At 53.0% G+C, this 15,942-nt stretch carries 11 protein-coding genes and 1 pseudogene; all 12 read right to left on the reverse strand.

The window, feature by feature from the left end; genetic code table 11:
- The coding region (locus N4G42_RS15370) for a restriction endonuclease subunit S (protein WP_260667800.1) at positions 1 to 907 on the reverse strand (907 nt) is incomplete at its 3' end.
- 149 nt (positions 908 to 1,056) lie between these two features.
- Positions 1,057 to 2,571 (reverse strand): class I SAM-dependent DNA methyltransferase, encoded by a 1,515-nt coding sequence (locus N4G42_RS15375; RefSeq protein WP_260667801.1) that lies wholly within the window; start codon positions 2,569 to 2,571, stop codon positions 1,057 to 1,059.
- Between the two features lie 13 nt (positions 2,572 to 2,584).
- The gene (locus N4G42_RS15380) at positions 2,585 to 3,718 is read right to left on the reverse strand and encodes a hypothetical protein (protein WP_260667802.1); all 1,134 of its coding nucleotides are present in this window, start codon (positions 3,716 to 3,718) and stop codon (positions 2,585 to 2,587) included.
- Positions 3,715 to 5,211: a class I SAM-dependent DNA methyltransferase gene (locus tag N4G42_RS15385; RefSeq protein WP_260667803.1), complete on the reverse strand. Its 1,497-nt coding sequence runs from the start codon at positions 5,209 to 5,211 to the stop codon at positions 3,715 to 3,717. The genes N4G42_RS15380 and N4G42_RS15385 overlap by 4 nt, the downstream gene beginning before the upstream one ends.
- 869 nt (positions 5,212 to 6,080) lie before the next feature.
- The gene (locus N4G42_RS15390; RefSeq protein ID WP_137749088.1) at positions 6,081 to 7,130 is read right to left on the reverse strand and encodes a MerR family transcriptional regulator; all 1,050 of its coding nucleotides are present in this window, start codon (positions 7,128 to 7,130) and stop codon (positions 6,081 to 6,083) included.
- A 264-nt stretch (positions 7,131 to 7,394) separates the two neighbouring features.
- The gene (locus N4G42_RS15395; RefSeq protein WP_260667804.1) at positions 7,395 to 8,201 is read right to left on the reverse strand and encodes a hypothetical protein; all 807 of its coding nucleotides are present in this window, start codon (positions 8,199 to 8,201) and stop codon (positions 7,395 to 7,397) included.
- A gap of 213 nt (positions 8,202 to 8,414) precedes the next feature.
- Positions 8,415 to 8,831: pseudogene (locus tag N4G42_RS25675) on the reverse strand (TniQ family protein); the annotation flags it as partial.
- Positions 8,828 to 9,952 (reverse strand): TniQ family protein, encoded by a 1,125-nt coding sequence (locus N4G42_RS15400; protein ID WP_260667805.1) that lies wholly within the window; start codon positions 9,950 to 9,952, stop codon positions 8,828 to 8,830. The pseudogene N4G42_RS25675 and the gene N4G42_RS15400, both read right to left, overlap by 4 nt.
- Positions 9,942 to 11,192, reverse strand: coding sequence for an ATP-binding protein (locus N4G42_RS15405; RefSeq protein ID WP_137749091.1), 1,251 nt, complete (start codon positions 11,190 to 11,192; stop codon positions 9,942 to 9,944). The genes N4G42_RS15400 and N4G42_RS15405 overlap by 11 nt, the downstream gene beginning before the upstream one ends.
- A gap of 1 nt (position 11,193) precedes the next feature.
- Positions 11,194 to 13,602, reverse strand: a complete 2,409-nt coding sequence (locus N4G42_RS15410; RefSeq protein WP_137749092.1) for a hypothetical protein — start codon at positions 13,600 to 13,602, stop codon at positions 11,194 to 11,196.
- Positions 13,595 to 14,503 (reverse strand): TnsA endonuclease N-terminal domain-containing protein, encoded by a 909-nt coding sequence (locus N4G42_RS15415; protein WP_137749093.1) that lies wholly within the window; start codon positions 14,501 to 14,503, stop codon positions 13,595 to 13,597. Before N4G42_RS15415 ends, N4G42_RS15410 begins: the two co-directional genes overlap by 8 nt.
- Positions 14,504 to 14,832: 329 nt before the next feature.
- Positions 14,833 to 15,249 (reverse strand): helix-turn-helix domain-containing protein, encoded by a 417-nt coding sequence (locus tag N4G42_RS15420; protein ID WP_260667806.1) that lies wholly within the window; start codon positions 15,247 to 15,249, stop codon positions 14,833 to 14,835.
- Positions 15,250 to 15,942 lie beyond the last annotated feature (693 nt).

Genomic DNA, 15,942 nt, shown 5'->3' on the forward strand with positions numbered 1-15,942 from the left:
TTAGGTGATTTTGGTGAAGACACACTGGCAACTGGTCATCCCACATTGCAGCCCTCCCAAGTTCGTTGATGTCCGCATGCCCCTCAACAACTAGGATGTCGTTTCCTTTGAGTGCGCAACTATCGTCACGAGATTCGACTCCTACATCCTTCACTTCACTAAGATTCAGCGAAAAACGCTGTACGTTCGCAACCCGCAAGTACGGCAATTGCTGAGCCATGTCTCGACGCTTCGCATTGATTGTCAAACCGTACTGAACTTCTGCTATTTCGGCAATTTTCTTCATTGCCCCAATGTCTTGCGCCACGTCAGAAAACAAGGCCAAAGATTGAGACAGCAGCAGCTCACGAATTGACATCTCTAGACTAAGGTACGAGTCAAAGCACTCTAAGTTTGCTCGAAGAACCTCAGTGATAACTCTTTGCTCTTCAATAGGAGGTATCGAAAACTCCTGTGCCGCCAAAGTCTTCCAGTTGATTGTTGGTGACAGCGAGCCCACTGATATCTCAACAGCGCGATTCATGAAAAGGTCACTTTTCATGAAGAACGGTAGGAATTCCGGCAATACGACTGCGGGTTTCGCCCGTAGCACTAATGCGTGTGCAGAGCAAATTCCATCAAATTCTGCGACACCAAGCTTGCGCTGATAGGCGCGTCGCTTACCAAAAATGATGTCTCCGACTTTGAAGTAAAGCTTGGTCGACTCAACATCGTCCGGTGTGCCCCAGCGGCGAATCTTTAGCGAATCAGCATCTAGATGCTCCAGGCCAACGTAGTGCTCCATTCCGGACTCGGATGGGTTATCGACGCGGGTATTCACATTGGTGGCAACCTCATCAAAACGCCAGACTTTCCAGCCAGGCTTTAGTGCCTCAGCTTTTTTACTTGGCGGATTGGCTTTACCCATAGAACCCCACATGCGTGTTTGCCACTGCCAAGGCGACACGCCGTTCGAAGTGGATAGATTTGTGGTCAAAACAGGCTGTAGCCTTTTTGAAAATTGCGCAAGCAGCTATCAAAGTAGCAGCGACTTTTCGTGCGAATTGAGCAGGGTGGTTAGACATGGTCAGCATCCTCTGTAGTCAGGCTGTCCAGTGTTTCGACCAACGCATCCATTTGCAGCCAGAACGCTCGGCCGTCGGTTTGCCACTGGTCCCACGTGGATTGCAGCGATACCGCTTCACCGTTGCTGTCGGTTGCCGGTGCGGCGGCAACGCGCTTGACGTGCAGCGGGATGGACAGATTGCCCGCAACGGCAGCAAGCTCGGCCAGGGTTGCCACCTTGGCGAAACCGGACACATCTGTGAATGCTTTGAAGGAATCCAGAATACGCTTCTGGTGCTCGGGTTTCAAAAAGCTCTGCGCCCGCTCGCGGGTGACCTCTGCCACGGCGTCGATGAAGAGCACCTTGCCCTTGCGTGCCGCAGCCTTCTTGCGGTTGCAGATGACGATGCACGACTCCATGGGGGAGTTGTAGAACAGGTTGGGGCCCAGGCCGATGACGGCTTCTACCCAATCCTGCTCGATCATCTTGACGCGCATGGTCTGCTCTTCGTTGCGGAACAGCACCCCATGCGGCCACAGCACTGCGCAGCGGCCCTTGTCAGTGAGGCTGGCCAAAATGTGCTGCTGAAAGGCATAGTCGGCACGGCCTTGCGGCGGCGTGCCGATGAAGTTGCGGCCCCACTTGTCTTGCGCCCAGGCTTCGCGGTCCCACTGCTTGATGGAATACGGCGGATTGGCCAGGATCACATCGAACTGGCGCAGTCGGTCACCTTCGATGAGTTTAGGGTCAGCCAGCGTGTCACCACGGATAATTTCAAAGTCCTCCACACCGTGCAGAAAAACGTTCATGCGGGCGATGGTCGAGGTGATGAGGTTGCGCTCTTGCCCGTAGAGCTTGAGCGTGCGGTACTCGCCGCCAGAGCGCTTTACTTCGTCCAGCGCGGAGATCAGCATGCCGCCGGTGCCGCAGGTGGGATCGTAAATGGACTCACCCGCCTTGGGCGCGAGGAGTTGCGTCATCAGGTGGACGACGGTGCGGTTGGTGTAAAACTCCGCCGCAGTGTGGCCAGAGTCGTCCGCGAAACGCTTGATCAGATATTCATAGGCATTGCCCAGCTCATCTTCCGGCACATTGGCGACGGACAGGGTCTGGGTGGAAAAGTGCTCGATCAGATTCTTCAGCGTTTCGTCGGGCAGGCGCTCGCGGTTGGTCCACGGCGCGTCACCAAAGATGCCGTCGAGCATGTCGGGGTTGGCTGATTCGATTGCACGCATGGCGCGCTGAATGGCGGCACCGACGTTTTTGGGCGTCTGGCGCACATCGTTCCAGTTGGCCCCCTCGGGGATCTGGAAGCGATGGTTTTCCGAGAACTTGGCATAAGACAGGTCGCCACCCGAGTTCACTACCGCTGCCTGGTACTCTTCCTCCCAGACGTCGGCCACGCGCTTGTAGAACAGCAGCGGAAAGATGAATTGCTTGTAATCGCCCGCGTCAATTAGGCCGCGCAGCAAGACGGCTGCACCCCAGAGGTAGCTTTCGAGTTCTTGTTGGGTAATTCGATTCATGTTGAGTCTGCTGTTATCTCAACGAACGGAGTGCGTCCAAAAGTGCCCTTTTACGGGCCTGCAGACTTGGGGCATCTCTTCGCTCTGGTGACTTGAAGGAAGTGGCGGTGGCAAAAATTATCGGCATGCCATCCAAATCGATCTCGTTATTGATATTTGGATATCCCTCATGCATTCTCGAATGGTGAAAATGGCGCATGTAGTAATACTCCATACCCGGGTCATAGTCAGGGCCCAAACCCAACCGGGCGTGCTGCATGCACGTGCCCAAGTTTTCTATCGTCTTTTCAAAATGAGATAGGAAAGAAAGACCAGCTGGATTGGCGTTTCGGCTGCCTTTCCAAAATTTGGTTTCTGCATATTGAAGTAAATCTTTCAACAAAAAATCCCAATCTCTGGTACCGGTAGGAGTGAAAGTTTCGCCAACAGTTTTATGGGAATCTACGAGTTTTCCGAGCAGAGAACCAAGCGAATCAGTAACCGGAACCGATGCAATTGGGGCAGCATATCGCCAGCGTTCTGACCATTGAGGGGGCACTACGCCGCCATCCCAGACCAATGAGTATTTACCGAAACTAAAATCTGAATTTTTAGCTAGCAAATAATTTCCCTTGCCTTTGATTTTGGTTTTTTTCGATGTTTTTAAATCAAATTCAGGCCACTGATTGAAAAGATAGAACTGCTCTTGGTCAGTGTTGTTGGGGAGAACTGCCCCTAACGGAATGAAACTTGGAGTAGTCGGCAAAGCCGAATGGGACATTTTAAACATTAGAAGGCAAGCCGCGCGTCGAACAATTTTGTGAGCGCCAGTGCCATCTTGCTCGGTTAAATGAAATACTAGTAACGCGTCTGCAAGTTCTCTTGTACAGCCAATTTTTTTATTGCCTAAACTGTCCAAAGCGTCAAACACTGCCCAAGGGCGTGAATGCAGGAAACCTCCCCGAAAACGAACAACATTCAGGTTTTCGTCATACGAATTTGCTGCTGCCGTGTTCAGAGCCCGAATTGTGGTGTTTGAAATAAGCTCACGCACAAAATAAGGTTCGGCCAGCTGGCCACCAGCTGATGCCCGCGAATGCGCAGCATTTAATGCGGTGTCGAAAAGGGCGACAGGATTTGCACCTTGCAATTGAATTAAGGGCATCATTGCAGCCAGTCTCCCTCGTTCATCACCTCAGCCAGACGGGTTTCAGCATCGCGGCAGCGGGTGAGTGCTTCTTTGAAAGCAGCAATAGCATCCGGCAGTGCGGGAATATCCTCCTGTAGCGGTGGCAAGACGTATCGCGAAATATTGAGGGTCCAGTCTTCTGCCTTGATCTCATCCAGATTGACGATACGCACGGCGTCTTGCACATCTTCAAATTTCTCGAACCAGCACTGGATTTCTAGCGCATGCTCTGGCTCGAGATAGTTCTGTGCCCGGCCACGCCGGAAAAGGCGTGACGCATCAGCCACCATGATCTGTTTGCGTCGTTTGACAGGCTTCTTCTTGCGCAGCACCAAGACGCAAGCAGCCAGGCCCGTGCCGTAGAACAGGTTGGGGGCCAAGCCAATGACGGCTTCGATCAAATCCATCTCAAGCAGCTTTTGGCGTATCGCGCCCTCAGCGCCTTTGCGGAACAGTGCACCTTGGGGCAAGACCACGGCCATGCGTCCTTTGACCTCCGCCATCGACTTGACCATGTGCTGCACCCAGGCGAAGTCGCCTGAGCTGGAAGGGGGCAGGCCTGCAAAGTTGCGGCCGAAGGGGTCGTTGACCCATTGCTCCTCACCCCACTTTTCTAACGAGAACGGTGGATTGGCAATGACGCAGTCGAAGTTGGCAAGGCGGTCACCATCGAAGAAAGCCGGGTTGCGCAGGGTGTCACCACGCACGATCTGAAAATCTTCAATGCCATGCAGGAACAGATTCATGCGGGCTATGGACGAGGTGGTGAGGTTTTTCTCTTGGCCAAACAGCTTCCCCCAAAGCAGCTTGACATCGCCATGGGTGTCTTTGACGTGTTGCACCGCAGCCAGCAACATGCCGCCGGTACCGCATGCTGGGTCGTAAATGGTCTCACCCGCGCGGGGGTCAAGCATGTCAATCATCAAGCGCACCACGCTGCGCGGAGTGTAGAACTCGCCCGCCTTTTTATTGGTGGCATCGGCGAACTTCTTGATTAGGTACTCATACGCATCACCAAGCAAGTCAGAGGCGACGTTCTGGTTTCCCAATGGCAGACGTGAAAAGTGTTCGATCAGGTCCTTGAGCAAAGCGTCAGACAGGCGGTCTTTGTTGCTCCACTGGGCATCACCGAAAACACCGTACAGAGTGTCTGGGTTGGCCTTCTCGATTTCGCGCATGGCGCGCTGTAAGGCGGTACCAACGTTGTTGGCTTTTGTACGGACATCGTTCCAGTGACAGTCTTCTGGGATCTGGAAGCGGTGAGACTCGGGAAACCAAGCCAATTGCTCGTCTCCGGTCTCATCAACAATCTCCTGATATTCATCATCCCAAACATCGCAGATGCGCTTGAAAAACAGTAGCGGGAAGATATAGGTCTTAAAGTCAGCCGCATCCACCGGGCCGCGCAGAATGTTGGCGGATTCCCACAGATGGCTTTCGAGTTGGCTGAGTGTGAGGTGTTGTTCTGTCATCCGTTGTCTAGATTGGATCTCTGTAACCAGGGGTGAATGTACCCAATGACGGACTACCGAAATTGGGTACCTGACTACGATCTAGCAACTGGTCAATGGATGCGGGCCCGAGAACGGGTCGCGCCCGGTAGCAGAGGCACGCTCACGCTCAAAGCTCGTCGAAACTATTTGACGCTGTCATCGCAAAGACATTTCGCGAAGTGGCTCGCACGGGAGACCGGGAACTCGTTCTCGACTGTATGGCCACTCTTTGTTAGCCATTAGCCAATCTTTGTTAGCCAGTTGACCAATCTTCGTTAGCAGAATGGGTCTTAATAACAATGAGTGGATCTGGTATTGCCGTTCTAAAGGGCACGGCCAAGCGGGAGAATGCGAATGAGGAATGCAATGAGTGGATCTTGGGCTTGCTAGAACCAGCTCGCTAACAATGATTGGATCTACTGGCAGAGGGACTCCAAAACACGAGAGGGCAGTGCCATAGGGCAGTGGGCACAATACTGATAACCCTCGGCTGGGTCGCGTAGCAGTACTCATTTTTGCCTTGTTGCGGACATTGAAAGCGCAATAGAACTAGCCCACTTGCGCTCACTGAAAGTATTCCACTAGGTGATTGACAAGCGAGATTTCCTTACCGGTCGCGCAATTGAATCGCATATGACGGTAGTGATGCCTGGTCAGTCCAGCGCCATGAGTACCCTCAGCAGGATTCCTCAGTCACCGGCTGCAAACGGCCAAGACGGTGTGGAAACAAATGGGTTTCGATTGGCGGGTGGTGCATCTCCACTACAGTGAGGCTGCTTCTCAAACGCCTGCTCTTGGCTGTCCATGTTTCCGGATTCGCAAACGCCTTTGCACTGCAAAAAATGTGGCTAGCAACGAGCTGAGAGGTGCCCATCCTCGTACACATGCCCCTGCGGCCGCCATGCAATAACGCCTTCCGTTCGCGCGCGTACCTCAGGAGCTGCCAAACAAGTTGCGACGGCTTCATAGCCGACCGCACCTGGATAGGGCGCCACGCGAATCGGTGGGCTGTGATTGGCAGGGCAGAGAAGAATGGACTCTCCAGTGCCAATGGAAGCTAAATCGAGGATGACAGCAGAACGTGTCATTAAGAAGAGCGGGCGCTCCAAGGACATGCGGCGACGCAAATAGGCAGACAGAGCCTGTTGAGTGGGCGTATCCAGTCCGTGCTCGACCATGTCGACGACCAGAATGGTTGGCCCTTCGGCTTCCAGTCCGATCAGCAAAGCGATTAGCGCCTCGGAGGCGACAGCGCCGTCTTCGACCAGCCAATCAATCGCATGGTTGACGCGTAGCCGTAGGTTCGTGTCCGCATCTAAGCGCGCCTTGGCATCACCTGACAGAACCCGCTCTAGACCAAGGAACGCAGCCGAAGGAAGCACCTCGGCTAGACGCAGCGCCAATCGAGTTTTTCCACTTCCTAACGGGCCCACGATGTAGTTCAGGGGACGTATGTCGTGCAAGCGGAAGTATTCACCACCCCAGGGCCAGGGAAGTTCGAATTCAACACTCAGCCCACTGGTCGAATCCTGCAAGCGCGTCAACTCGGTGAGGGTTGGCCTCTGTCCACTGTCCAATTTGGCTCGTAGGCCACGAACACGTTCGATGGTGTCTCCCAATCGACGCGCAGCGCCTTCCAGCACAGCCTGATGCAAGGCCAAGGCAGGCTCAAGTCCCTCGGCCTCGCCTTTTAAAACACCGGCCACTTGCGCAAGACTCAAGCCCAGCGCACGAAGGGCCACAATTTCGCCGGCACGCTGCATCTCCTCCGGTCCGTAAGACCGCCAGCCAGCCTCGGTGCGCGTCGGCGCAATAAGACCACGTTGCTCGTAAATACGTAGCGCTTTTGCGGAGATGTCAAGCCTTCTCGCTGCCTCTGAAGGGCTCAGGAATCGCATTCGGTTGCTCACAAATTCACCTCTTCACATTTTGGAAGAGGCTTTTATAAAGGTGGCCCCAAGGGGCGGGGCAAGCGAATTTTGAACAAAGCGCACGAACACTAGCTTCTGGTTCTCCTGAGCTAGGCTTCGAATGTCCCGAGTTGACCGAATTCTGCCCCACAAGAGCGCAGGGGTCGGATTTTTCCGACCTGTCAACGCTGTCGGCGGAGTGGCCGCATCGAAATGGACCCCGTGTTCAGGCGTGTCCGAAATACGCAGTTGTCATGGGTCATTATGAAAGCACGGGACGTTGGGAATCATAAAAAATTTCAGCGCCCGAAGCTGAGGCCAAGATTGAGCACGCTGTATAACGTATGTATAGAATTTATATGGACACTCGTACCTCACCTCTACTCCATCGAGCAGCACTACAGGGCTTTCGCTCCGGGCGCCATCCAGAAGCACCACTTCGCAATGTAGTTCCAATAGCTTACAAGCGAATTTGAATCGCTCCATCACACGGCAGTTCTCAGCGCTCCTCACCAAAACTTTCGGCGGCCTCGCTATTTTCCCATCGTTGAAATTGAGCCTGCGCAGCCTTTCCCGCAGAAATATCGCCCTGCGCGCGTGAATAACCAATTGCTCCCAGCTTTCAAGCGTAGCAACAAACCGACGGAGCTCCTTATTGGAATAGCCAAACCTGCGAATGGCTGACCAGTCCCCAAGAAAAACCCAATACATAACCCGCATAGGTATCCCGAATTCTCGAGCCCGACATTTGATGCGAGAATGCACCAGAAAGTTAGTTTTGAACTTCCAACTGGGCGTACGAACTGCTGGGCCGATCGGCAAGCCGTCTTCTTTGACGATCACTGCATGAAAGAAGCTGGCCAATACGTATGCGGAAATAACGCTATTTGGAGGAGTACCAAACAACAATGCAGCACGAATCTCCTGCGGATTGGCACTACTCACCTCGCAGGCGCCTTGCAAATCATTTTTAGCCCAAAACCTAGAGAACATTGGAAATAAGTCAACACCATGCTCCAAAGTAAGCTCGGCAAAACGATCCAACGCAACTTTCAACATCCGCGGCCCGACTTCAGGTGCACGCCCTTCCATTCCACAACCAAGCAGCTCAACCAACGCCCTATAGCCGTCTGAAGGTGTATGAGGAACCGGTCGTCCTTTTGTCGATCCACATTGGCGGCATAGCTGAAGTTCGCCTCTATATGGTGCACAACGGATCGGCGACTCAAAACCTGCTTGGCACTTCGCACACTCCTCTTCCAGTACTACGTCATGCCTCGGGCAAGTGCGTACAACGGTTAATTGATGCAGACTCCGACCGAAGGCGAATCCATACTCCTTAAGATCCTCAGATATGCAGCGCGGGCAACGCCTATAGCTCGGCGCGCGTTTTGGCATCAAGCGCATGACCCTTTCGGAAAAATCATCGTCAACATGCGCCGAGGTCATTTCTGGTATCACGCTATGATTCGCAGATTCGCAAAGCGTTGCGACTACCAAAGGCCAGACGGAGTGCCTCACAAGTATCTGCAACGGATTACTTCGACCGCTGAGCATGGACTCAGAAACCTGATTGGCGCGCCAAATAAGGCACCTCCTCTTGAAAGGACTTGCTCTTCCACCACGCAAATATTGCAGCAAGTTTACATAGGAATCGAGCTCTACTCCATCTGGCACGTTTGCTATCATCGCCTGAATTTCCAATGCTGAGTGATACCGGAAAGATCTGGATTAGTGCGTATCCATCTGCGGACGGTAGGTGCTGTAACTCTCAGCATCGCGGCCGCTTCGGTAAGGCTATGCGCGCGCTCAAAAGCGTGCTGGATTTCCTGCGGAATATCTTCGATATCTGACCACAAGGAGAGCTGAGTAGACTGCGAAACAGACAGGTTTGCAAAAAAAATGTCAATCGAAGTCCATGATCGCTCACTGAAATATGCAATCGCAAACGCCCATCTCAAAGGATTTCTTTCTGAGCGCCGTTTTCTAATCACATCAGTGAGCCAAAATCTTGGAAATGCCTTAATACATGTCGCGGTGCGAGTACACCACTGAAACAAGGTCGAACGGCTCCATTCACGCTCCACGAGTTCAGGGTCTAACCTTTTAGCATCCAGTGCACCATAGGCTTCACACAGCACCTTGCAGGCATTATTCCGAAGCAGATTTACGTCTACTGCTTCGCATTCGAAAATGTACCGAGCCGCCCTGGCTACGGCAATCATGAACTCCAGCTCCCTTTGCGAAGCAATACATATTTCGCCTGCTCGTCTCGAAAGAGGCAGGGTCCAAATCTGGCGAACTTGCGAATACTCAACTAATGGTTGAGCATGTTCTACGCAGACTACGACGCCCGGAAGTTGATGAGAGACTCGCCAGATCGCAACTCCATGCGACGAAATATGCTCTGATGCGCATTTTTCACAGTAGCGCAGAGATGTGCTGCCGCCCGATTTTGCGCTGAACAAGTGAGCTGGGGGTAGCTCACCAAGCTCCACACGTCGCCGATCATCTGAATCAGCAAGTGCGAGATAAGAACCCGCCACCGTTCTATTTTTCAGAATTGAGTGAGGCGAACCCAGCAGCCCCATGGTCACGCGGTCAAACCATTCAAAGGGGTTTGGTGCATACCAAACTTTTGCGGCACTCGAAACTCCAAATAATGCCAGCCCGGTAGTTCGCGTGCGATTCAATGTATGACTGTGCCAACGACAGCACCATGAGTAGAGAGACTCATCCTCCATCCAGGAGGGAACGAACTGAAGGCCGTGTCCCCCTTGAAGTTGGTTGTCATTGGATTCAACTACCATTTGCTCTTTTTCTCCGCTCTCGCTCCCATTTGTCGCGCAGATAAGATACTGGCTGATCAGTAAATTCTTTTGCAAGAGCTTGGAGATCCTTATTTCGATAGGCATCAATAAGTGAGTGCATTCCGACCATAGAGGGTGACCAAAAAGCCGCCTCTACATGATCGCGCATCACTCTTGAAGCACCGCTACGAAAGGCTTCTATCAGACATTCCCGCCGATACAAGCTCAGTACTCCGGGGATTCCTCCTGTCCGATCGAAGAGATATTGGGGGAGATTAGCAATATGCTCATCCTCTTCTGGAAAAATTCCCCACGCCCAAATTCCAGGAACCAAATCAAGCTCCCATTCTTCATCCTTGTGATCAAACGCCGGGGCGAAATCAAACTGACCACCGGCGGTAAGCCTCCGTCGATCTTGTGAGAACGCCATGATTCGATCAAAAGAGATCGGATTCCCCACCAGAACCAGGGGCACTCCTGAATTCATAATTTTCAAAAAGACCGTGGAAAATTCATTACCCAGGGTTTGAGAAGAAACATTCCGCTCCTGCACTTCCTCGATAATCAACAGCCCGCACCGATGAACAGCTAAAATCTTTAGCACCTCCACCAATAGTTGCTCTTGCGTCAAGCGGTTACTGATCTCATTGCCATATTTCGTATCCAGTGCTTCGTCGACTTTCCAAATAACGTTAAGAAGCAACCCCTTGCGACTAAGATCGGCAGGCATATGTACGCGCAGATAGACCAGTTGCCGAAGCTCAATCCACCCACACTCATCGTTGACGGAATGATCTACATACTGGGGAATTAGCCGTAGAAATGCATCGCATGAGTGGCTTTTTGAACTCCCGGTAGGCCCTTGCAGAATTGCGCCTGACGCACCCTCACCCAACCAAGGAATGTCTTTTAGGTTCTGCTTATTTACGTTGTCCGAAAAGGTTGCAAGCTTGTATAGATAGTGCCGATTAGTGGGAAGCCGAGGATCTCGGCGTCGTAAACCAGAAATCATCATTGATGCGAGACTCATCGCGAGCACAACCGACCGTTGGCCGGGAATGAACATCTGCTCCACAAGATGAAGATGACTCTCAGAGATTTGCGTGCCTGCGGCCGACGTATTTGGCATCGGGTCAAAGTACAGATCTTCTGCCCATTGCATAAAACTGCGCTCTGGGAGCAGCGGCGCCAGAAGCGGGTTTCCCTGGTCAGTCAGGAAAAGTTGATTCGAACTTCCCACGTCACCCTCTTCTAGCTTTTCTGATTTGAGCCATCAAATCACCCGTGATGCTTTGAGCGCTTTCCCGACCAGGAGATGAGTGCGCTCTCCAGTCCGTCGGTTGTTCATCATTGCCCCGAGCAAGTCCGGGTAGCGCCGTCGGGCCTGATTGCCGAAGAGCTGGGACGTGCGCTAAGTCGTAGTCGGTCGATTGATCAGGAGAGATCGATTGCGCTTGCTCGCCGAAGTCCCCCAAACCGAGCGATTTCAGATGCTGCCGGGACAGTTCATCGTCCAAGTTTTTCCGTTTTTCATAGCCGGAACTACGAGACGGCTTGGCCTTGCCTGCATCAGCCAATGCTTGAGCTTTAGCGGCTTTTGCTGCCTTGTTTGCATCTTGGTTGCTCGAATGAAAAAAAGCGTCGCGCGATTCCTGATCTGACCGCATAGCGTCCACCACATGCTTGTCGTCATCAGTCATCAGCAAATACTCGAGCAACGTCAGTTCCTTAACCAGAGGATCCGCTGTCTTTAGGCTGAGCTGATGCAGACCTTGGCGCACCACATAGGCTGTCGAAATATCCTGAGGATCGAGCTGCAATTCACACGGAATACGACCACGGGTTGCGCGCTCGCATAGCCCCGATTCAGCTAACCAATTGCTGACGAAGACCAGGCCCGGAATGAGCCTTCGATCGTCCCGGGGGTCAAACACGTGAATCCCATCGCGATGAATCACTGCCTTGAGCTTAGGCAGACAATGGGCATGGAGCGTATCCAGATCTGTGGGCTCACTGGTCACATATCCTTTTTCAACACACCACTCATAGATCGCACGACGTGTAGGCTTCACTCCCTCCGCCCGCATTTCGACAGTGAGTAGATGCGGAACCGCCTGTTCATTGTTGATATAGAGCACCGTCTCAATGACAAACTTCATGTTTTGCTCAAAGGTACGGCATGCATCTTCTTCGCGACTGGACTCCCCTCGCTCTTTTGGCTGACCTTGGGTAGATCCCGCAGCGTGATGGTCTGCATAGCGATGCATCATCAAGTGGGTGGCCTCGACCAAGCTTTTCATGTCCCCCGCGTACGAGCGCACAAACTCCAAGCCGACCTCTGTCGCGGACATCGTGCTGATACCCTTTTCGCTCTTGATCTCACCGTTGTCAGCTCTGATTCTTCTTGGCAGTCGAGAGTGCCAGTCTCCCTCGCTTATGGAGACGCCGTGCTTTGCGCAGAAGGCCACTTTGTCAGTTGCACAATGGAGAATTGCTAGCAGCGATGTCAACGTGCTAGGACGCTCGAATCCGCAGTAGAGGCCCAGGATGTATTCCGTACGAACGTCAATGACCACGGTTCTGTAAGTTGACGGAAGGACCTTGAGAAGGTTGACCGCTGAAACTAGCGTTTGGTCTTCACTGGTGCTGTCGATCAAACCAAGCTGCCCCACCGCAACAATGCCGTCCGAACGCAAACCCTTGAGAGCGCGTTTGACAGCTCTGTGCACACGTTCGCCCATATTGATCCGCGAGGCGGAACATAGTGACCGCGCTGCCCATATGAATGCTGCCTCCGTTGGGCGCTGATTGGCAGGGAGCAGGAAATACTGTCGCTGTGATCGATGGGTAATAGATTCATTTCCGGGCCAATGCTCTTCCATAGTCCGCAGGTATGCGACATGAACAGACACTCGCTTTCGCTTGTATTTTCGATAGCCGTCTCTCAGTTTTCTTCGGTCTTCTTCGTCTGAAATATGTTCAGGAAGAGCGTCAGGAACGCGACACCTTCCACTAGGACGGCCCGTTTTTTTAACCGTGAACTTCTCTGTTCCTTTTCCTCCGATCTCCCCCCAATTGGGAAGTAACGCGTTTGGGTGGCCACACCCTAATAGGAAGCGCAACATTGCTTGCCGCACTTTTTTTGTAGTTGGGTAGTTCAACGCTTTCGATCTTGCTTGAACTTGCTCCTGCAAAAGTCCCAGCTCCAAAAGCTCATACTCACCAAAATCACCAACAATGGGAGCAATGATCTCCTTCTGTTGCTCTCTGTGGCTGAGCCACTCGAGTAGATTCCGGCGATTTTTCTCTATCGACGTGGCCTCTTGTTTCAGCTGGTCGTCAGTCAATAGCCATTCAGTCGGCACAGTGAAATCAACAAGCGAGACACTTCGACCACCCCCGATGAGGGGAATCATCCCTCGTGCAATACGCCTTGGCATCCTTAGGTAGCAAGGCTTACGTTTCCTTTTCTCTTTGGCCTCTGAGGCGTTAGCTGGATCACCCTCCTGCGCTCCTTTCACAGACAACGCAGGAAACTCGATAAACAAAACGTCGTCGTTATCGACAAATTCATAGATGATCCGCCCAAGATCGGTGTAACCGTTGTCGTCGTGGATTCGAATGACTTTTCCCTTCAGTGATTCACGCATTTGTCTCTCCCAGAAGCTCGGCCCTCAAACGTTGCTTAAATCGGGTGCCATCGAGACGCAATGGGCGGGTCATCACAATGGGAGTGCTGAAATCAGCGTCTAAGAGCCCCATCCAAGTAGCAGTTCTGAACAAGGTTTGGGCATGCAAGTTGGACAGCTTCATCTTTTCGGCGACGAATTGCCTCGCTCGCTCAATTGGCTCGTCAACGACAGACATGTAGAGGCCGCAAAATTCAGGTAGCCGGTCGCGGTAGAAGGGGTCACGCAATTCAGACCTGGGCGGGCGATGGGCATCTAAAAACCCGATCAGCGTGTGGCTAAATTTCGTACCGTCAACCACAACGTGAAGAGCGTCTACGGCATGGCTATACAGTCGCTCAAGCTCAATGCGCTCCAACATGCGTGCGCGATTTGGAGCACTATCCAAGAGGCTTCTAGGTTTGCAGCTCCAATGGATCAACCGTGACGCATGCCAATCACCCGTGGCAATGGTGAAATCGATCGTTGCCACGAACGGGATGCGGGTTCCGGGATACACGCCGTGCTTGATGCCAGCTTGCTTCGCAATGTCTAGCAGACCAGGCGCTGAACTGTATTTACGATCCAGATCGGGGTGTCTGCCCGTACCTGGGTGCATGTGCTCTGTTGGCCAAAGCGGATGCTGCTCACGCACCTCATTCGCCCCTAACCACAAGGCGACATTCGCAGCCGAAAACTCGAGCCCAGATAACAATTGAAGCGACCGCAGATACAGCGGGTTGATCATTGCGTGCTGGTTTGAGACGGGCGAACTCAGTTTGCGTCGAACGCGAATCCAGGACTTGTAGCCTTCGTCACGCCCCATCCCACACTGGTCGCGACGTAGCTGCGCCAAGCGGACCTCTGTCATCACGGTCGCCATATCAACGCAAGCTGAGATGGCCAGAGGTGCTCAAACTATTTGTCGCAACCGGTCCTGATAGGCAAGCGAGCGCATGTTTCAAGCAGGAGTATGAGCAGGTAGCTTTACCTGGATTGCGGCCTCTCAAATCAGGCAATTGCTGAGCCGACTTAAGAACACGAGAACGCGCAAACTTCCGGAAGTTCATGATCTGAATAGGGGTTTCGATTGCTAGAGACGAATAGCTTCCCCCTGGCTTTCAGATCTGATAGTCTTGCAACGCGACTCGCGAAGACAGTACTGTCTGAGCAACCTGGGCGGCGGGGCTTCGAAAGGGGCTTCGCCGTTTCTTATTTCATGGAAAGCTCCTTCGCGCGGAGATGCAGAAGCCGAGCTTCGGCGGGGGATAGCCGGTTGCCAAGAACAGCCAAATCACGCAGCAACTGCGCTACATGCGGCGGAATCTTTGGACCGACGCGCAGGCCAATGCCCGCGCGTGCTTCGTCGGCAAGGCTAATCAGTCTTTTTTGCTCCTCAGGCGTTGCCTTGAGCGCTAGGCCTAGTGCAATAACCGCCCTCTGTGGCGGTGGAATGCGGCGTCGATTCTCGATTTCACTGAGTGTGGATGCAGCAATTCCTGCACGACGCGCCAGCGTCTTTTGGCTGAAGCCCCGCTGACGCCGAAGCTCGGCAAGAAACGACCCAAAGCTTCGCGGTGCGACATACGCAACACTCATGGTCGAAGGTAAAAGCTCAGTGCCGAACACGCAATAGACAATGAAAAATCTAGGCTAGACGTTATCCGCTTCGCCTCTTGCAGTCGATGCGCAATTGCAGCCGACTTCCGTCACCCCGAATTGCTTCTTGACTTTGCGTGAATGCTGGGTCAATGCTCTGCTCTTTATCGCCCCAAGCCACATCTTTCCCATTTATGAATCGGACCTCCAGCTATCTCGATTCATTGCCGAGAGTTCGGGCTCGAGTCGGCGCAAGTCATTTCAAGGCCATGCTGTTGGGGAACGCAAACGTCCCGGGGGATCCCCAAACCGAGCTGGTGATGGAAGCAATGGGGCCTCAATCCGGTCCCCGGTTTCTCGACGCCAGAACCTGGAAAAGTTGGTTCTCTCCCCGAGCGCCTCGCTCGAGAAGAGACGCGACAGCTCATCTGGACCGATGCACAACAGAACTTGAGCGCCACTCCTTGGTAAACCGATCTGGAGCGGATTTTTATTCAGAGATGCTCGCGGGCGGTTTCGTGCCCGCACTCATGAGCCCGACGAAAAGCAAGTCCCCAGAATGGGTCTTAGCTGAGCGGGCTGCAAAGTATGTACCCATGAGCCTTTGGCACCTCCATCTAGATGCGCTTGACCTAGTGGGTCTCACCAATGCTCCAAATGCACGCGAAACCGTAGCTCTGGCATCTGTGGCGCTGGAGCGGATGGCTGACGTTTTGCATGAGC

Source organism: Acidovorax sp. K2F, assembly GCF_025246485.1.
Lineage (GTDB): Bacteria > Pseudomonadota > Gammaproteobacteria > Burkholderiales > Burkholderiaceae_C > Acidovorax > Acidovorax delafieldii.

Bases quoted from the DNA above. Each gene is read 5' to 3' on its own strand.
- N4G42_RS15375 (WP_260667801.1), bottom strand. From the start codon at position 2,571: ATGAATCGAATTACCCAACAAGAACTCGAAAGCTACCTCTGGGGTGCA.
- N4G42_RS15380 (WP_260667802.1), bottom strand. From the start codon at position 3,718: ATGATGCCCTTAATTCAATTGCAAGGTGCAAATCCTGTCGCCCTTTTC.
- N4G42_RS15385 (WP_260667803.1), bottom strand. From the start codon at position 5,211: ATGACAGAACAACACCTCACACTCAGCCAACTCGAAAGCCATCTGTGG.
- N4G42_RS15390 (WP_137749088.1), bottom strand. From the start codon at position 7,130: ATGCGATTCCTGAGCCCTTCAGAGGCAGCGAGAAGGCTTGACATCTCC.
- N4G42_RS15395 (WP_260667804.1), bottom strand. From the start codon at position 8,201: ATGTTGAAAGTTGCGTTGGATCGTTTTGCCGAGCTTACTTTGGAGCAT.
- N4G42_RS15400 (WP_260667805.1), bottom strand. From the start codon at position 9,952: ATGGTAGTTGAATCCAATGACAACCAACTTCAAGGGGGACACGGCCTT.
- N4G42_RS15410 (WP_137749092.1), bottom strand. From the start codon at position 13,602: ATGCGTGAATCACTGAAGGGAAAAGTCATTCGAATCCACGACGACAAC.
- N4G42_RS15415 (WP_137749093.1), bottom strand. From the start codon at position 14,503: ATGGCGACCGTGATGACAGAGGTCCGCTTGGCGCAGCTACGTCGCGAC.